Annotated in this window: 17 protein-coding genes; 7 read left to right on the top strand and 10 right to left on the bottom strand. The window is 63.1% G+C overall.

Annotated features, from left to right (window positions below):
• The first annotated feature begins 82 nt into the window (after positions 1–82).
• A complete protein-coding gene (locus tag QF015_RS02185; protein WP_429386573.1) occupies positions 83–1,021 on the top strand; it encodes a LysR substrate-binding domain-containing protein in 939 nt (312 codons plus the stop codon).
• 57 nt (positions 1,022–1,078) lie between these two features.
• On the opposite strand, the gene QF015_RS02180 is transcribed toward QF015_RS02185, so the two are convergent.
• Entirely contained in the window at positions 1,079–1,858 is a 780-nt protein-coding gene (locus QF015_RS02180) for a type 1 glutamine amidotransferase domain-containing protein (protein ID WP_310205188.1), read from the bottom strand.
• Between the two features lie 125 nt (positions 1,859–1,983).
• Here QF015_RS02180 and QF015_RS02175 point away from each other — a divergent pair, with 125 nt between their 5' ends.
• Positions 1,984–2,409 (top strand): ChaB family protein, encoded by a 426-nt coding sequence (locus QF015_RS02175; protein WP_310205185.1) that lies wholly within the window; start codon positions 1,984–1,986, stop codon positions 2,407–2,409.
• Between the two features lie 50 nt (positions 2,410–2,459).
• Here the strand turns inward: QF015_RS02175 and QF015_RS02170 are convergent, their stop codons facing one another.
• From QF015_RS02170 to QF015_RS02160, 3 genes are all read right to left on the bottom strand, one after another.
• A complete protein-coding gene (locus tag QF015_RS02170) occupies positions 2,460–3,761 on the bottom strand; it encodes an ABC transporter permease (protein ID WP_310205183.1) in 1,302 nt (433 codons plus the stop codon).
• 2 nt (positions 3,762–3,763) lie between these two features.
• Positions 3,764–4,696, bottom strand: a complete 933-nt coding sequence (locus QF015_RS02165; RefSeq protein ID WP_429386571.1) for an ABC transporter ATP-binding protein — start codon at positions 4,694–4,696, stop codon at positions 3,764–3,766.
• Positions 4,697–4,792: 96 nt separating this feature from the next.
• Positions 4,793–5,605, bottom strand: a complete 813-nt coding sequence (locus tag QF015_RS02160) for a hydrolase (RefSeq protein ID WP_429386569.1) — start codon at positions 5,603–5,605, stop codon at positions 4,793–4,795.
• Positions 5,606–5,771: 166 nt separating this feature from the next.
• Here QF015_RS02160 and QF015_RS02155 point away from each other — a divergent pair, with 166 nt between their 5' ends.
• Entirely contained in the window at positions 5,772–5,978 is a 207-nt protein-coding gene (locus QF015_RS02155; protein WP_310205175.1) for a DUF2945 domain-containing protein, read from the top strand.
• Between the two features lie 4 nt (positions 5,979–5,982).
• A complete protein-coding gene (locus QF015_RS02150; protein WP_429386567.1) occupies positions 5,983–7,179 on the top strand; it encodes an NAD(P)/FAD-dependent oxidoreductase in 1,197 nt (398 codons plus the stop codon).
• Positions 7,180–7,199: 20 nt separating this feature from the next.
• Here QF015_RS02150 and QF015_RS02145 read toward each other — a convergent pair whose 3' ends face one another.
• The 3 genes from QF015_RS02145 to ligD all read right to left on the bottom strand — a co-directional run bounded on the left by QF015_RS02145 (position 7,200) and on the right by ligD (position 10,735).
• On the bottom strand, positions 7,200–8,093 hold the full coding sequence (locus tag QF015_RS02145; protein WP_310205169.1) for a glucose 1-dehydrogenase: 894 nt from the start codon (positions 8,091–8,093) through the stop codon (positions 7,200–7,202).
• A gap of 121 nt (positions 8,094–8,214) precedes the next feature.
• Positions 8,215–9,489, bottom strand: coding sequence for a cation:proton antiporter (locus QF015_RS02140; protein ID WP_429386565.1), 1,275 nt, complete (start codon positions 9,487–9,489; stop codon positions 8,215–8,217).
• 1 nt (position 9,490) lies between these two features.
• Positions 9,491–10,735, bottom strand: coding sequence for a non-homologous end-joining DNA ligase (gene ligD / locus QF015_RS02135; protein WP_429386563.1), 1,245 nt, complete (start codon positions 10,733–10,735; stop codon positions 9,491–9,493).
• 268 nt (positions 10,736–11,003) lie between these two features.
• Between ligD and QF015_RS02130 the strand changes: the two genes are divergently transcribed.
• On the top strand, positions 11,004–12,752 hold the full coding sequence (locus tag QF015_RS02130) for a pyruvate dehydrogenase (RefSeq protein ID WP_429386561.1): 1,749 nt from the start codon (positions 11,004–11,006) through the stop codon (positions 12,750–12,752).
• Between the two features lies 1 nt (position 12,753).
• On the opposite strand, the gene uvrA is transcribed toward QF015_RS02130, so the two are convergent.
• The 3 genes from uvrA to arfB all read right to left on the bottom strand — a co-directional run bounded on the left by uvrA (position 12,754) and on the right by arfB (position 16,314).
• Entirely contained in the window at positions 12,754–15,288 is a 2,535-nt protein-coding gene (gene uvrA / locus QF015_RS02125) for an excinuclease ABC subunit UvrA (RefSeq protein ID WP_429386560.1), read from the bottom strand.
• Between the two features lie 151 nt (positions 15,289–15,439).
• Positions 15,440–15,841, bottom strand: a complete 402-nt coding sequence (locus QF015_RS02120; RefSeq protein ID WP_310205154.1) for a RidA family protein — start codon at positions 15,839–15,841, stop codon at positions 15,440–15,442.
• A 53-nt stretch (positions 15,842–15,894) separates the two neighbouring features.
• A complete protein-coding gene (gene arfB / locus QF015_RS02115; protein ID WP_429386557.1) occupies positions 15,895–16,314 on the bottom strand; it encodes an alternative ribosome rescue aminoacyl-tRNA hydrolase ArfB in 420 nt (139 codons plus the stop codon).
• 103 nt (positions 16,315–16,417) lie between these two features.
• Between arfB and QF015_RS02110 the strand changes: the two genes are divergently transcribed.
• Positions 16,418–17,242, top strand: coding sequence for an ABC transporter ATP-binding protein (locus tag QF015_RS02110; protein WP_429386555.1), 825 nt, complete (start codon positions 16,418–16,420; stop codon positions 17,240–17,242).
• Positions 17,243–17,285: 43 nt separating this feature from the next.
• Complete coding sequence (locus QF015_RS02105) at positions 17,286–18,260, top strand: ABC transporter substrate-binding protein (protein WP_429386553.1); 975 nt, start codon at positions 17,286–17,288, stop codon at positions 18,258–18,260.

The raw sequence follows: 18,260 nt of genomic DNA, 5'->3' as shown, positions 1-18,260 counted from the left end.
ACAAGAGACAAAATCTTCCCGGGCAGCCCCGTTGTCACCGGGTAATGCAGTGCATGAACCAATTCATCAGGAGTGTGAAGACTTGCTTAACGATGAGAATCAGGATTTATTCGATATCCGGCGTCTTGCGCTGCTGGTGGAGGTCGTCGAGCAGGGATCCATCACGGCCGCTGCGGACACCATGATGTACACGCCGTCAGCCGTTTCGCAGCAGTTGCGCAAGCTCGAACAAGAGGTAGGCCAGCCCCTGCTCAACAGGCGCTCCCGCGGCGTCGTCCCAACCGAGGCCGGCCAGATGCTGGCGGGGCATGCCCGTAAGATCGTCGGGCAGGTGCGGGCGGCCAGGTCAGATCTCGATCAGATCGCGGGCTTACGGCGCGGCTCACTGACCATCGGGACATTTCCGACCTTGGCAGGCTCGTTTCTTCCGCTGGTCATCCGGGCCTTCAAGAAGCGGTATCCCGCGATTGGCCTCTCGGTTCGCAGCGCCCGCTTCGATGAGTTGGTTTCGGACCTTGAATCGGGAGTCACAGGACTATGCCTGCTGTGGGACTATCCTTGGAGCCGGTTCAGCAACGACTCCATCCGCATCACTGAGGTCTTCCAGGAAAGCACGGTGATCCTGGTGGCCAAGGGGCACCCTTTGGCCGACCGTGATGAGGTGGACATGGGTGAACTCCGCAAGGAGTCGTGGATAGTGCGGGCTGAAGCCCACCCGGTGGTGGAAGTGCTTCAACGCTCAGCCCATGACGCGGGGTTTGAGCCCACCATCGGTTTCCTGGCCAACGATTACCAGGAAGCCCAGGCCATGGTCAGTGTAGGAATGGGTGTAGCGATGGTGCCCAAAACCGCTGTGGCCTTGCAGCATCCGGACGTCCGGGTCCTCAGCCTCGGACCGGATGCACCCCTGCGCCGTGTCCTGTTGGCCCAACGCCAGGACAAGGTCTACGCCCCCGCAGAAGTGGCGTTTCACTCGACGCTCGTGGAAGTCGCCAATGAACGCGGCAGCGACTACCTCTGATGGCCCGGAAAAAGTGGAACGCCCCCCAAAAGTGGGGGGCGTCCGTGTGAACCCGGGTCAGTGGTCGGCGTCGGCTTCTGCCTGTTTCCGGGCCGCTTTCCCGGCATCTTTCTCCGCCCGCAGAGCCTCTGCATCGTGCTGCTCCTCGGCTTTTTCCTGGTGGATGACCGCGGCGAAGAGCTTCTCCATTTCCTTGGCCACCCCGGCAGCCGAAGCAGGGTTCTGCCCCGTCACCAAGCGGTCGTCCACCACGACCTTCTCTTCGAAGACATCCGCGAAGACATGGTGTGCTCCCTGTTCCTCAAGCCGGTCGGCCAGGAAGAACGGGATGACCTTATCTTTCCCTACGGCCACCTCTTCGTCGTTGGTAAACGCGGCCACGTCCCGGCCCTCCACCAGCCGGAATCCATTCTCCAATTCCACATTCACGAGGCCGGCTGGCCCGTGGCACACCGCGCCTACCAGGCCCCCGGCGTCGTACACGCTGGCTACGAGATTCTGCAGTCCCTCACTGTCCGGGAAGTCCCACATGGTGCCGTGGCCCCCTACGAGGTAGACGGCGTCGTACTGCCCTGGATCGACAACGTCGACGCGTGCAGTGTTGTAGAGGCCGGCACGGGTCGTCTCGTCCTCCGTGAAGGCAATCTGGAGGGGATCATTCGGGTCGACCTCGTCACGCGGAGGCTGGCCGCCCTTAATGGACGCAAAGTCGACGAAATGGCCTGAATCCTTGAAGACCTTCCAAGGGTGTGCAGCTTCGGCCACGTTGTAGCCGGTCTTCTCTCCGGTATCGCCGATCTCGGAAACGCTGGTCAGAACCATGAGGATTTTCTTCATGAAGTGCTCCTTTCGTCCACACCCCACCCTACGCCCGTCGCATTCCGGCTATGGGGCCTGCTCCTTGAGGGAGGAGCAATGTTGTCACATGCTGGAGATGTCCCCACGTCAGGAGAGTGAGTGCCATGCCCAAGACCGGCAAGAACGACCATGCCCGAAAAGACGAGTTGCCGTCCACCCTTCAGCGCTCGGACCAGAAGGCCCGGGACACGTTCGCCAAGACCTACGATTCGGCGATGGAGACCTACGACGGCGACGAGAGCCGGGCCGCCCGTACCGCTTTCGCGTCATTGAAGCACAGCTATGAGAAGGTGGGTGACCATTGGGAACCCAAGGAGGAACGCGGACCTTCTGATGAGCATGCTGAAGAGAGTTTCACTTCGGATAAGCCCACGGCTGGGGGAGTCGATGCGAACGCGTCAAAGGGACATCTCTACGACCTGGCCCGGGAGTTGGATATCAAGGGGCGCTCGACCATGGACAAGGCCCAGCTGGTCAAGGCCCTGCAGAAGGCCAATGACGCCGCGACCCGGAAAGCGCGGGAAGGATAAGTCCCCTATGGATGGGTGTGAAGGGCGGTAGTGGTCCCCGCCCGGCGGAACTATTTTCCGGTGAGCTCGGCTGGACGGCGCCGCAGGGTTTTGGTGATGGAGAGCTTGCTCGAGTACTGGATGGAGCCGTAGCGGAATAGGTGCACCGCCAGGCGCAGGATCAGGACCCCGAGGACGAACAGCATGGCGATGATGAAGAACGCTTCGCCGGTCCCAAGGGTCCCGAAGCCGTTACGAAGCATGGCAGTAACTGGAGCTGAGAGCGGGAAATACGTGAACACCTGCACTATGGGCGCAGTGGGGTCTGACAGGATCAGGCTGATCGCATAGAACGGGACGAAGATCAGCGCCATAAGGGGGCCAAAGATGATGCCCGCTTCTTTCGCCGTGGGCATGACCGCCCCGATGGCCACCAGCACCGCGGTGAACAAAGTGAAGCCGCTTAGCAGCAACAGGGCGCCGATGATGAGCGGCCCCGGTTCGAAGGTCAGCGAGGACAGGTCAAAGTCGGGAAGGGAAAGCCTGTCCCGGAAGAACACATATCCGAGGATGACCGGAGCCAGGAAGACCGAAATCTGGACAAGGCCAATGAGGAACAAGGAGATAATTTTTCCGACGATCAGCGTGGTTGGATTCAGGGTAGTCAGAATCATCTCGGTGACCCGGTTCTCCTTCTCCTCAAGGGTGCTGTTCAGCATCTGGTTGGAGAGCAGAAGGATGACGACGTAGAAGAGCAGCAGGAACATCAACGGGGGAATGGCCGAGCCGAAGCCGCCCGAGATTGTCCCGTCCCGGAACGTCTGGGTCTGGACCTTGACCTCACCACCTGCGGCCGCCGTGAGTTCGGGGGAGTTAATGGTGTTTTGCGCAGCAACGGCAAGTAACTGTTTCGCTACGGCCTCGTAGGTGTTGTTGGCGAACACGCCCCTGTCGGCCCCGTAGACCTGGATGGTGTCGGTGGCGGGATGTGACGGGTAGGCGAAGTACGCATCGGACGTCCCGGCCTTCACGTCGGACAGTGCAGAGTCCGGGTCCGTTACCTTCTTGCCGCCCATGGCGGTGGCCGCAGACTCCTGGATGATCCCGGAGGCGTCGGTGTACGTGAAATTCAGGGAGGCGTTCTTCTGTGCTTGGGCGGTGGCGGATGTGGACGAGTTGCTGGCGAAGATCAGCACAAAGATGATGGCCATGACCACGGGGATGGCAAGGGTGGCGATCCAGAATCGTGGCTTCTTGACGGTGCGGCCGAACTCGAACCCGACCACCGTGCCAAGGTTATGGCGACTCAGCACGGAACGCTTGGCCGGTGCAGGAGCGGACGCAGGGGGCGCGGACGTGGTGGATGTGGTCATGATCAGGCCTCCGCCAGCTCGTGCTGGTCGCCGTAGACGTTGATAAAGATCTCCTCAAGGGAAACGCGCTCGGTGGTGAAGCTGCGGACTGCCGCACCGGCACCGATGAGTTCGCGCAAAACGGCGCTCTCCGTGGCGCCGCTTCGCGGTGCCAGGTCGGCGGTCCCGGGACCCCGGGCCGCAACGTCGAACAGGTCGGACGCCGGCAACCCGCCGTCGTAGGTCACCCGATAGACCGTGCCGCCGAACTGATCCTGTACCTCGGAAACGGTGCCGTAGGCACGGGCGGTCCCGTCTTTAAGGAGGATCACCCGATCACAAAGACGTTCTACTTCTTCCATCTGGTGCGTGACCATGATGACGGTAGCGCCAGCGAGTTTCTGTTCTTCGATGATGTCCATCAGGAGCCGCCGGTTCACCGGGTCGAAACCCTTGGTTGGTTCGTCCAGGATGAGCAGCTCAGGGTTGTTCATGATGGTCACGCCCAGCTGGATCTTCTGCTGCTGGCCCCCGGAGAGCTTGTCCACGTTCAGGGTGGCTTTGTCCGTCAGTTGTACGCGTTCCAGATACTCCATGGACCAGGACCGGGCAGCGGCTTTGGATAGTCCTTTGAGCCGGCCGAAGTAGACCATGACGTCCAGAACGCGCTCCTTCTTGTAGAGGCCGCGTTCTTCCGGCAGGTAACCCAACCGCGCCCCGTCACGGGGCTCGAAGGGTTTGCCATCGATGTGAAGAGTCCCGGCGGTCGGCTGATAGATGCCCAGCAGTGCCCTCAGCGTTGTGGTTTTGCCTGAACCGTTGCTTCCCAGGAATCCGAAGGTCTCTCCGGCGCGGACATCAAACGAGAGATCTTTGATGACCGTCGATTCGCCGAAGTCCATCCTGAAGTCTTTGATGTGAACAAGCGGCTCGATGGCCGCACCCCCTGCAGTCATACTGTTCACTCTATAGAGATATCTGGAAAAAGCGCGTCACGATTCAATCCTGGCGTGCACTGTAACCGTAAGGGGTTGTCTAGCCGTCAACAGGGCTCACGTGAGGTTGTCGAAGTCACCATGGACCCATGCAGCGTGCCTTTGCGCCGATGCATGCAGTACTGCCTTGGCGCCCGTGGCGATGACGTTGTTGAAATTGCCGTAAAGACGGTCGAACGCGAGTTCGTCCAGCTGCCCTGCGATCCGTAACACCACAGTGCCCGAAAGGGGCAGGCGGTTCGGATAGCTGCGCATGAAGGAGACGGAGCGGCGGTCCGGATTGGGAAACACGCTGTCGCCGGTGAGCAGGACCCCGTTGCCGCCTGCTCCGGCCTCCCAGTGCACCACCGCGCTGCCAGGGAAATGCCCGCCGGTCTGGTGCAGGGTGAGCCCCTCGGTGACGGTCTTGCTTCCGGACCAGAAGCTGACTGACGGATCTTCGCGTCCCATCCACTGGCGGTCGGCTTCTCCCACAAGAACTGGGACGCCCCCGAGCCGTCGGGACCACTCGACCTGCACGCCAAACATATGTGGATGGCTTGCGGCGATCGCCAGGACAGGACCGTGGCTGAGCACCTCCTGGACAGCGTTGTCGTCGACGTATCCCACCGGATCCCACAGAAGGGAGCCTTGGGGCATCACGACAAGTTGGGCAGTCTGGCCGATTCCTACCTTCGGCTCCGTACTGACCGCGATAAGCCCGGGTTCGTTCTGTTTGAACGAGATTCGCCGACCGTCCTGCACCAGGTCGTCCAAGGAGAACCATTGTTGGCCTTCCTCGGGCACATACTGCCGTTCATCGGCGCAAATGGGGCAGAGATCCGGGACGGGTTCATCACGTTCAACGGCGCAGGCCGCGCAAATCAGCATCGGTGGTCCCTTCGAGGCATCTTCACTGTCCTGCTGTCGGCCGTGCACTGTCGCCCTGCGCTGCAGGCTGGTGGGCCCAGAATAGAGGGTTCCGCCAAAAAGATCACCATGCTTACTATTGGGTGGCGCTTGAAGTCAGAGCTGGACACCACACATTGGAGCGGACATGGCACTGAGCAAGGGAACCCACGTTGAGTGGAACACCTCCCAAGGCAAAACGCACGGAAGAATCGTGGAGAAGAAGACCAGCGACTTCGTCCTGGATGGCAACACCCACCGAGCCACCGAAGACGAACCACAGTATGTTGTGGAATCGGATAAAACCGGAGCCCGGGCTGCGCACAAAGCCTCCGCGTTGACTGAAAAGAAGTAGCACCATGGCCCAACGGCATGACGTAGTCATCATCGGCGGCGGCAATGCGGGCGTGTCGCTGGCAGCGCGCCTGGCGAGATACGGGGTCAAGGACATTGGCCTCATTGAACCCAAGGACCACCACCTGTACCAGCCGCTGTTTTCCCACATAGGAGGCGGCAGGGCTGAGGTCAAGGAGGCCACCCGCAGTCAAGCGTCCGTGATGCCGAAGGGGGTTGCCTGGATCAAGGACCACGCGGTGGACGTGGACACGGAGTCCAACACCGTTGTTCTCGCGGCCGGGGGCACCGTGGGCTATGGACACCTCGTGGTCTGTCCCGGGCTGCAGCATCGCTGGGATTCGGTGCCGGGATTGGCCGAGGCCGTCCACTCGCCCTACGGCGCATCGCATTATGAATTCGAGCTTGCCCCGAAACTGTGGTCACTCCTCAGCAGCGTGAGATCCGGGACTGTGGTCTTCACCATGCCTTCAGGCCCTGTCAAGTGCGGGGGCGCCAGCCAGAAGCCAATGTACTTGGCCTGTGACTACTGGAGGGAGCAAGGCGTTTTGGACAAGATCCGGGTAGTGATGGTGCAGCCGTACCCCACGGCGTTCGGCATCCCGGAAGTGGACAGGGAACTGGAGCGGAAAATTGCCGAATACGGCATTGAGCTATGGACGGACAGCGAACTGGTGGCGGTCGATCCTGTTGCACGGCAGGCCACTGTCCGCAACAACACGACGGGCACAACCGGGGCCCTGATCTACGATGTCCTCAACGCCGTCCCGCCCCAGTCAGCACCCGATTGGCTGAAAGCCACGGACTTGCCCGCTTTGGGTGCCGGGGACGGATTCGTCGAGGTAGACCCTGGGACCTTGCGCCACGTCCGCTATGACAATGTCTGGTCCTTGGGTGACGCCGCCGGCACCACCAACTCCAAGGCGGGCGGGGCCCTTCGGAAACAGACCAAAGTTTTGGCCAAGAACCTCGTGGCTGCCCGCCAAGGCCACCCGCCCACCATGAAGTACGACGGCTACTCGGTATGCCCCATTACCGTTTCCCGCTCCACAGTGGTCTTCGCCGAATTCGATGACCACTACCGGCCCAAGCCGACCATCCCCAAGCTGCGCACGTGGAAGGAGAGCCGCCTGTCGTGGTGGGTGGACCGCACCATGTTTCCGCAGGTTTACTGGCACATGATCCTCAAAGGCCGGGCCTAAGGACCGGGAAACGGTAATGCCTAGGGTGTGGGGCTGCCGCCGTTGACGTTCAAGGTCTCGCCCACCACGTAGCTGGATTCAGGCGAGGCAAGGAATACGTACGCCGGGGCGAGTTCCGCGGGCTGGCCCGCCCGGCCCAAAGGGGTGGACTGGCCGAACTCGGGCAAAGCTTCTTTGGGCTGGCCGCTGCTGACCTGCAGTGGCGTCCAGATGGGGCCGGGTGCCACGGCGTTGACCCGGATTCCCTTGGGTGCAAGCTGCTGGGCAAGCCCCTTGGTGAAGTTGTTGATGCTGGCTTTGGTGGTGGCATAGTCCACCAGTGTGGGCGAGGGGTTGTAGGCCTGGATTGAGGTGGTGTTGATAATGGTGGCACCAGCGGGCAGGTGGGGAAGGGCCGCCTTGGTCAGCCAGAACATCGCGTAAACATTGGTCTTCTGCGTGTGGTCGAACTGTTCGTCGGTGATGTCCGCGAGGTCTTCCTGTGCCACCTGCTTGCCTGCGTTGTTGACAAGGATGTCCACACCACCCAGAACGGCTACGGCCGTATCCACCACTTCCTGGCACGTTGCAGAGTCTTTAAGGTCGCCCGGTACTTTGACGGCCTTGCGTCCTGCGGCTTCGATGATACCGGCGATCCTGGCGGCGTCTTCTTCCTCTTCGGGCAAGTAGGAAAGGACAACGTCAGCCCCTTCCCGGGCGAAGGCGATGGCGGTGGCGGCGCCGATTCCCGAGTCCGCTCCGGTGACAATCGCCTTGCGGCCTTCAAGCCGGCCGGTGCCCCGATAGGTCTCTTCGCCCAGGTCCGCCTTAGGCGTCAGGTCTGCGTCCAGTCCGGGTTCGGGTTGGTGCTGCTTCGGAGGAGAAATTTGCTCGTAGGCGGTCACCGGGTTCCGGAACGTGTACTGGTCAGTCATGTGGTCCTCCTGTTGTCCTCGGGCAAATGATCACTAAAGCTAAGGAAGCTTATGATTCCACCCTAGGCGTGCTTGCCAATGTCTGCAAAGCCCGGACGTCGCCCTGCCGTGCCGGTGGGGCTTAGCCGCCGGTGGGGGCAGCATCCGACGGCGGGAGGCCGCCGTCGTGCGTTGGGCGCGGAGGGGGCGGACTGTCGTCGTGCGGCCTGGGGGCGTGGACTGTCCGTGACTCCTTGCGCTGAAGTTGCCGGAGGGCCAACAAGGGAAAGAGCAGCACGGAGAGCATCCCGGCGCCTACCAGTGCAGAGGACATTCCGCTGGTAATGAATCCGTGTTCCCGTCCAATGGTGGTCACGGCCACAATGATTGGCAGGCCCGTTGCGCCAAACAACAGGAGGGCCGTTTTGTCGGCGCGTGTGGAGCCGACGGGAGCCGCAATCAAGGACGGCAGCCCCCGGATAAAGAGCAGGAGCACCAGGAACAGCGGAACCAGGGCCAACGCGGCGACGCTCGATGTCAGCGCGCCAAGATCGAAATCGATGCCGGTATCGATGAAGAAGATGGGGACGAGGAACCCGAAGGCCACCGCATCGATCTTCGTTTCAATGACGCGGCGGTCTGCTTCCGGAGCGCGTGCGATGATGACCTGCCACAGGACTCCTGCGGCGAATGCGCCCAACAGCATGTCGAGCCCCAGCACCATGCTGAGGACAACCAGCGAGCTGAGAATCAGCATGATGGACCGCATGGCGAATTGGCTGCTCGTGTGAAGTGTCCGGGTGACTTGGGCGTGGAACAAAGTGTGCCGCGCCCGCGAGGCATAAAAGATGGCAACCCCCGTCAGGAAGACGAACCCCAACAGCACTGCCGACGCCGCCCCCACCTGCTTGCCGGTGAAGAACAGCGAGATCGCGATCAGCGGCCCGAACTCGCCCACCGCACCCAAGGCGGCAACCGCAATGCCGGTGGGTGACGTCGATTCGCCGGCGTCGCGGATGATCGGCAACAAAGTGCCCAGGGCCGTGGAGCACAGGGCAACGCCGATGATCACTGCGCCTTCGGGTGCCGGAGCAAGAAGGAAGCCGGCGCCGATGCCGGCGGCCAAGGAAATGATCCAGCCGGTGGAAGCCCGCTTGATGGGCCGGCCGCGGATAGCGGTGAAGTCGATCTCGTTCCCAGCGACGAAGAACAACATCGCCAGCCCAAAATCAGCCAAGGTATCCGTGAACGGAGTGGATTCGATCCATCCCAAAAGGCTCGGACCAAGGAGCATTCCCAGCACAATCTCGAACACGACGATGGGCACCTTGAGCACCGGATCAAGTAACCGGACCGCAAGAGGTGCGATGACCGCCAGCGCTGCGATGAGGACCAGTGATGCGGGCAAGCTTTGCATGTCAGGAACCGGGCCGCCCCGGCCATTCCTTGCCGGCCCACGGATCGTAGTCGGCGATGAGCTCCTCCTGCTGCGGCCGCTCGGCCTCGGGAACGTGCTGCAGGTTTACGCGGACCCTGTACCACAGCGAGCTCGACCCCCGCATGCCGTCAACAAGGACATCTGCAGGGTGCAGGGTGGAGACAAGTTCTGCGTGCCGCTTTTTCCACTCCTCCAGTGCGGCGAGGGCCTCGGGCTTGGTCTTGGTCCGGGCCACCTCGATCAGCGGCATCACCGACATTCGTCGCCCGGAACCATCTCCGCTCCGGGGTGCCTTTTCCGCCGGCCCCAGCTCGGCCGCGAGGGCCAGCAGCCCGTCGAGTGAGCCCACCGCAGCATCGATGCCGCTGTGGGGGTCACCCGTGTCCGCGAAACGACCGGGCACTGTGAGCACCGTGAATTGTTCCGGCCGGGCGGAACGCACTTCGTCCCAGGTAAGAGGAGTTGAGACCCTGGCGTCCGGTCTGGACCGAACAGAGTAGGCCGAGGCCACAGTGCGGTCCTTGGCATTCTGGTTGAAATCGACAAAGACGCTTTCGCCCCTTTCCTCCTTCCACCAGCGAGCGGTAGCGAGGCCAGGAGCGCGGTTCTCCACCTCACGGGCGAGGGTTTCGGCAGCAAGGCGGACGTCGCGGTAGGACCATTGCGGCGCGATGCGCACCAGGATGTGCAGGCCACGGGAGCCGCTCGTCTTCGGCCACCCCACCAGCCCGACGTCGTCCAGGACTTCCCGGGCAACATAGGCGGTGTCCACGATCTGCGACCAGTCCACGCCGGGCATCGGGTCAAGGTCCACCCGTAGCTCGTCGGGGTGGTCCAGGTCCTCGGCGCGGACGGGGTGGGGGTTGAGGTCCAGGCAGCCAAGGTTCACCACCCAGGCCAGGCCGGCCGCATCCCGGATGACTGCCTCTTCGGCCGACGTGCCGGACGAGTAATGCAGCGTTGCCGTGTCGATGAAGGGCGGGTGGTTTTCAGGCACCCGCTTTTGGAAGAACGGCTCGGCATCGATGCCCTTGGGGAAGCGCTTGAGGACCATCGGGCGGCCACCGGCTCCGCGCAGCGCACCATCTGCCACCGCGAGGTAGTAGCGGACCACGTCGAGTTTAGTCAGTCCGGGTTCAGGGAAAACCACCTTGTCCGGATTCGAGATGCGCACCTCGATGCCGCCTATGTCGAGGATCTCCGCCGGGGTCTTGGAGGGGCTCATGCGGGTCACGCTAGCAAGCAACAGCCGTCCCAACCAGAGTGGATGCCCGGAAAGTTTCTACACCCTTGGGCTGGAACTTCATGAGGCCGTGCGGGTCGAAAGGATCGGGCAATCGTGGTGTCAAACAAGACCCGGTGAAGGGAAATGGGGAAACACCAAGCGGGAGCGGTTTGCACGTAGCCGATAAGCCACCCAGCAAGCGCCAAACCAAGCCGACTATATTTGGCCTTGTCAGCCCACCACCACAAACTGAGGGAGTCGGCACACTATGGCCAAGGAACTTGCCACCCAGCTCATCGAACAACTCCAGGCTGCCGGCGTGCAGCGGATCTACGGAATCGTTGGCGACAGCCTCAACCCGATCGTTGATGCGGTTCGCCAGACCCGGGGTTCAGCGAAGGGAGGCATCGACTGGATTCACGTCCGTCACGAGGAAGCCGCTGCATTCGCCGCCGCTGCGGAGGCGCAGTTGACCGGCAAGCTCGCTGTCTGTGCCGGCTCCTGCGGTCCAGGCAATTTGCATCTGATCAACGGCCTCTACGACGCCAACCGCACGGGGGCGCCGGTGCTCGCCATCGCCTCGCACATCCCCAGCAAACAGATCGGCAGCGGCTTTTTCCAGGAGACTCATCCGGACCGGCTCTTCAATGAATGCTCTGTCTATTCGGAATTGGTCAGCACCGCGGAGCAAGCACCCCGGGTGATGCACAGTGCCATCCAGAACGCGATTGGCCTCAGGGGTGTCTCCGTCGTGACGCTGCCGGGCGATATCGCGGGCCTTGAGGCCACCGCTCCGACGCCGCTTCCGGCCACGTTCCGGCCTGCCAGTTTGGTCCCCGACCCGGCAAGCGTCCAGCACTTGGCGCAGGCCATCAACGACGCCGGAAAGGTGGCCATCTTCGCGGGCGCCGGCGTCGAAGGGGCCCACGATGAAGTCATGGCGCTTGCCGAAGTGATAAAGGCGCCGATAGGCCACTCCCTGAGGGGGAAGGATTTCGTCCAGTACGACAATCCGTTCGACATCGGCATGACCGGCCTGTTGGGATACGGTGCTGCGGCAGAGGGCATCGAAGACGCGGATTTGTTGATCCTGCTGGGCACCGATTTTCCTTACGACCAGTTCCTGCCGGAAACCCGGACCGCCCAAGTGGACCGGGCCGCGCAGCGGCTGGGGCGGCGCACCGACGTCGACATTGCCGTCCATGGAGACGTGCTGCCGACTCTCAAGGCGCTGCTGCCCCTGGTGCAGCCGAAGAAGAACCGCCGATTCCTCGATCAGATGCTCAAGAAGCACGACCGCCTGATGAACAAAGCTGTGGGCGCGTACACGCGCAAGGTGGAAAAGAAGCAGCCGATCCACCCCGAATATGCTGCCTCCCTTCTGGACCAGGTGGCAGCCGAAGACGCCATCTTCACGGCCGATACCGGCATGTGCAACGTCTGGACCGCCCGGTACATCAACCCGTTGGGTACGCGTCGGCTGATTGGTTCCTTCCTCCACGGCTCCATGGCCAATGCCCTCCCACACGCGATCGGAGCACAGGTGGCCTTTCCCGGCCGCCAGGTGGTGTCCGTCTCCGGCGATGGTGGCCTGTCCATGCTGTTGGGCGAGCTCATCACCGTTGCCGCGCACAAGTTGCCCGTGAACGTGGTGGTGTTCAACAACTCCACGCTCGGCATGGTCAAGCTGGAGATGCTGGTGGACGGCCTTCCCGACTTCGGGGTGGATGTACCGGATGCCAACTACGCCGGGGTTGCCAAGGCGCTGGGCTTCCATGCCGTGCGGGTCACGGATCCGGCGGACATCGAGGCATCCTACAGGGATGCCTTCGCGCACCCAGGCCCGTCCTTGGTGGAGCTCATCACTGATCCGAATGCATTGTCCATTCCGCCGAAGATTTCCGGATCCCAAGTCATTGGTTTTGCCACAGCCATGTCCAAAGTGGTCCTGAACAGGGGAGCCGGCGAGGCCGTGAGCATGGCGCGGAGCAATCTCCGCAACATCCCGCGGCGCTAGCTCACTGTCTGAGGGCGGCGGCGAGGTACGGAGCAGTCCGGCTCGCCGTTGAACGCGCGACGACGGCGGGCGGCCCTGTGGCGATCACCTCGCCGCCGGCGTCGCCGCCGTCGGGCCCCAGATCGATCACCCAATCCGCGCCGGCCACCACGTCCATGTCATGTTCCACCACGACCACCGTGTTGCCAGCGTCGACGAGCCTGTTGAGCTGCTTCATCAGCAGTCGGACGTCCGCGGGGTGCAAGCCCGTGGTGGGCTCGTCCAGCAGGTACAGGGTGTGGCCACGCTGGATGCGTTGCAATTCGGTGGCCAGCTTGATGCGCTGGGCCTCGCCGCCGGAAAGTTCCGTGGCTGGCTGCCCCAGCCTGAGGTAACCCAGTCCTACTTCCTGCAAGGTCTGGAGGCTCCGCGACACAGCAGGGAGGTCGGCGAGGAAGTCGGACGCCGTGGCGACAGTCATGCCCAGGACCTCGGCGATGTTCCGGCCACGGTAGGTCACTTCCAGCGTTTCCGGATTGAAGCGGGAACCGTGGCACTCCGGACAGGGGCCGTAGCTTCCTGGCAGGAACAGCAACTCCACCGCCACGAATCCTTCGCCCTGGCACGTTTCGCAACGCCCTCCAGCGACGTTGAAAGAGAACCTTCCTGCGCCGAAACCCCGGGCACGGGCACTTTCGGTGGCCGCAAATTCCTTCCGGACACCATCGAAGAGGCCGGTATAGGTGGCCAGGTTGGAGCGCGGCGTGCGGCCGATGGGCTTTTGGTCGACCTTGACGAGGCGGTCCAGCCGATGGAGTCCGGTCACGGAGCCGGCTGGGCGGACCACGCCGTTCGTTCCATCGTCGGAGGCTTCCGGATGCAGCTCTGCCCCGACCACCTCGGCAAGGACCTGGCTGACCAGGGTGGACTTGCCCGAGCCGGAAACTCCCGTCACTGCTGTGAGCACTCCCAAGGGAAACTCGACGCGCAGTTCCTGCAGGTTGTGCCTGGTCACGTCCCGCAATTCCAACGACTCGTCCCAGGACCGCGGAGCGCCGGAAGCGTCCCTGCCGCCAGGCTGCCCATCGTTCGGGAAAAGGAATGGCCTGGTCACGGAATCCTTCATGTCCGCGAGCCCGTCGACCGGACCGCTGTAAAGGATTTTCCCTCCGCCTTCACCGGCGTGCGGCCCGACATCCACCAACCAGTCGGCGGCCCGGACAAAGTCCATGTTGTGTTCCACCACGAACACGGAATTCCCGGAGGTCTTGAGCTGGTTCAGCACGTCCAGCAGGGGCTCAGCGTCAGCAGGGTGAAGCCCGGCGGATGGTTCGTCAAGGACGTAGATAACGCCGAACAGGCCTGAACGCAATTGCGTTGCGATCCGAAGCCTCTGCATCTCGCCGGGGGACAGCGTTGGCGTTGAGCGACCCAAGGCCAGGTAACCCAACCCCAGGTCAAGGAGCACCGTGACCCGGTGGAGAAGGTCCCGGGTGATGGCGACTGCAACCTCGTTGTTTTCTCCTGACGGCCGGGTGCGGGAGGCGGTCTCCGCTTTCGCCAGTTCCGTGGTTGGCCGGATCACCGCAGCCAGTTGGGTCATTGGCAGGGCATTGAGCTCAGCGATGGTCTTCCCGGCGAACGTCACTGCGAGCGCTTCGGACTTGAGTCCGCTGCCGTTGCACTGCGGGCACCGGCCGGTCTCCATGAAGCGCAGTACCCGGTCCCGCATAGTGGTGCTCTTGGAGTCCGCGAGGGTGTGGAGGACATAGCTTTTGGCGCTCCAGAACCGGCCCTTGTACGGCTTGGCGACGCGGTCGCGTTGGGGTGTCACTTCCACCACGGGCTGCTCTTCGGTGAAAAGGATCCAGTCGCGGGCCTTCTTGGGAAGCTTCTTCCAGGGCGTATCGACGTCGTAGCCGAGGTGGGTGAGGATGTCCCTGAGGTTCTTGCCCTGCCATGCCCCCGGCCATGCGGCGATGGCACCATCCCGGATGCTGAGGGATGGGTCGGGTACCAGGGATGCTTCACTGACGGTGTGCGCAACGCCCAGGCCGTGGCACTGGGGACACGCACCGGCTGCTGTGTTGGGGGAGAACGCGTCAGAGTCCAGTTGGCTGGCGCCCGCCGGATAGCTGCCTGCCCGGGAGAAAAGCATGCGCAGCGAGTTGGAGAGTGTTGTCACCGTACCGACGCTGGAGCGCGCGGTTGCCGTGCCGCGGCGTTGCTGAAGGGCGACGGCGGGTGGCAGCCCTGTGATGCTCTCTACTTTGGGATTGTGGCCTTGTTGGATGAGCCGCCGGGCGTACGGCGCCACAGATTCGAAATAGCGGCGCTGGGCCTCGGCGAAGATGGTGCCGAAGGCCAGGGACGACTTTCCTGAGCCGGAGACCCCGGTGAAGGCGACGATCGAATCCCTGGGGACATCCACGTCGACGGTGCGGAGGTTGTTTTCACGCGCTCCCCGGACTCTGACGAAACCATCGTCGGGCCCGGCGAACTGCGGCGTCGGGTGGTGGGAATCGGGCCGCTGGGAATTTGTCAGTGTGCTGTCCATTGATACGACTCTATCGGCCTTGTCGGTGGTCGACGTCGGCAAGGGAATCGGGCGTGCCTGCTGGTGCCAGGCATCGGGTTCCATGAGGCAACTCGAGGACGGGCGTGGCCCCTTCCGGAATTTCGGTGTGCAAGGGACCTTTCCGTGGGGGTTAACCTTCGACGGCGGCTACCGCGCTGATCTCGACCAAGGCGCCAGGTACACCAAGGCCGCTGACAAATGCCGCTGTCACGAGGGCCGGCTCGTCGGACGCGAGGTCGGCGGCAATGGCTCCATAGCCTGCTGCGAGGTCCGCGCCGTCCACGAAGAGAACGGTCCACTGGACCACGTCGCTGACAGTTGCACCGGCGGCGGCGAGGGCGGTTTTGGCGTTTCGGAGGGCCTTGGCGGATTGAGCGGCAGCGTCGCCCGCTCCGATGAGTCTGCCACTGGCATCGACGGCATTCTGGCCGCCGATGTAGATAGTAGTGGCGCCGGGTGGGACTACGGCGACGTGGCTGAAAGCCGGGCTGGAGACCAGCCCTTCTGGACGGATGCGCTGGATGGGTGCCATGAATGTATGGTGCCACCGCATGGCTGCCGCCAACAGGGGGCCGGGTAAACCACCTACTCGGCAAGCGGCCGGCGTCGTTGTTGTTTCGTCGCGGACCTGAGTTCCTTGGCAGCGCGGTGACGGCGGGCTGAGCCGCGGGTGGGTTTGGAGGCGCGCCGGACGGTTTCGGGCGTGAGGCCGGTCCTGACCAGCTCAGCGAGCTTTGCCATGGCGATCTCGCGGTTGCGCAGCTGTGACCGTTCTTCGGAGGCTGTGACGGTCATGACTCCGCCAACAAGCTTCCGCCCCAGGCGCCTGAGCAGCAGGTAGCGCTGCTCATCCGTGAGGGCTGCGGACGTTGCGACGTTCCACATCAGTTCGGCCCGGCTGTCGGTGGTGTTGACGTGCTGGCCACCGGGCCCCGATGAGCGTGAGAACCGCCACGACAATTCCGACGCGGGAACGGTCAACGAAGGGGAAATTTCCATGTCCATGCATCAAGCGTCGCACGCCCTGCGGCTGTCATGGAGCGAGCGCGTGGGACATCCCGGGACACGTTTTCCAGAATTAGGTAAGGCTAAGCTAATCTTTCATTTTGTGATTGAACTGAGTGAACTTTCCGGCCTCGAGGCCACTGACCTGGTCCTCCGCTACGGGGACAAGGACGTGGTGCATGGCGCAGGCCTCCGCTTGGAGCCCGGCCGCATTGTTGCGTTGGTCGGGCCGAACGGCAGTGGCAAGTCCACGCTGCTCCGTGCACTCGCCCGCCTGCACGAAGCGTCGGCCGGAAGCGTCACGGTACGGCCCGACGGCGGCGAGGCCACCGATGCGCTGATGATGAAGCGCAGTGACTTCGCACGCCATGTGACGTTGCTCTCGCAGAGCCGTCCCGTACCGCACGGCCTAAGCGTTCGCGACGTCGTCGAGTTCGGTCGGCATCCATACCGCGGACGGTGGCGCGCTGCCGACCCCGAGGGTCCAGCCGCCGTCGACCGTGCCATGGAGCTGACGGGCGTTGCCCAGCTCCGCGACAGGGGTGTCCACGGACTTTCCGGGGGGCAACTGCAGCGGGTGTGGCTTGCCAGTTGCCTGGCCCAGGACACTTCCGTGCTGCTCCTTGATGAACCGACCAATCACCTGGACCTGCGCTACAAGGTCGAAATCTTCGACCTCGTCCATGACCTCGCCCGCGTCCATGGTGTGGCCATTGGCGTAGTCCTCCACGACCTCGACGAGGCGGCCGCGCTGGCCGACCACGTGGTGGTTCTTTCCGACGGCCGGATTGCAGCCGCAGGTCCGGCCCATGAAGCACTCGATGCCGCGCTTTTGAGCGAAGTCTATTCAATCCGCATCGTGACCCATACTGATCCGCTGACCGGGCGGCTGCGCACCCGCGCTGTCGGACGGCACAGCGACAGCTGAAGATTCCCACCCCAACGTAAGAACCCACGACGAAAGGGACCCTGTGTCCATGAAGATCCACAAAGCCCTGGCCGCCACCGCCGCCCTGGCAGTCCTGCTGACCGGCTGCGGTACCACGGAAGGCCCCGCAAGCCAGGCCTCCGCCCCTGCGGGTGAAGCCATCACTGTGACGGATGCCCGCGGCACCGAGGTCAAGCTCGATGGGCCTGCCAAGCGGGTAGTCGGCACCGAGTGGAACGTGGTGGAGAACTTGACCACCCTCGGCGTCATGCCGGTGGGCGTGGCGGACGTCAAGGGTTACAGCACCTGGGTGACTGCCGGCAAGCTGGACAGCACCCCCACCGACATCGGAACGCGCAACGAGCCCAGCTTCGACACCATCGCATCCCTGGATCCGGACCTGATCGTCGCCACCACGGACCTCGCCGAGCCCGTGATCAAGCAGCTCGAAGAACTGGCACCCGTCGTCGTGGTCAAGTCTGCCGATGGCAGCCGCCAGATTGCCCAGGCCGAGGACAACCTGAAGCTGGTGGCCAAGGCAACCGGCACCGAAAAGAAGGCCGACGAGGCCATCGCAGCGTTCGATGCCGCCGTTGCCAAGGGTAAAGCCGACCTCGGGAAGGCCGGCCTGGGTGGATCCCGTGTCGCCTTCGCCGACGGCTGGGTAGCTGACGGCAAGGTCTCCATCCGTCCCTTTACCAAGGGATCCTTGCTGGCGGACATCAACACCGAACTGGGACTCGTGAACCCCTGGACGGTTGAGGGAGACCCGGCTTACGGGTTGGGCTCCACGGACGTCGAAGGACTGACCGCGGTCAATGCCGACCACTTTGTGTACATCACCAACAGCGCCGACGGCGACTTCACCGGGCAGCTGACCGACAATGCCGTGTGGAAGTCGCTTCCGTTCGTGGCCTCCGGCAACGTGCACCGCCTCGCTGACGGTATCTGGATGTTTGGTGGGCCCGCGTCGATGACCCAGTACGTCGACGCCATCGTCGCCTCCCTGACCAAGTAG

Origin of the sequence: Paenarthrobacter sp. TE4293 (assembly GCF_050435325.1) — a bacterium.
In the GTDB taxonomy this organism is placed as follows: domain Bacteria; phylum Actinomycetota; class Actinomycetes; order Actinomycetales; family Micrococcaceae; genus Arthrobacter; species Arthrobacter nitroguajacolicus_C.
This window is presented reverse-complemented; position numbering and strand designations above follow the sequence as displayed.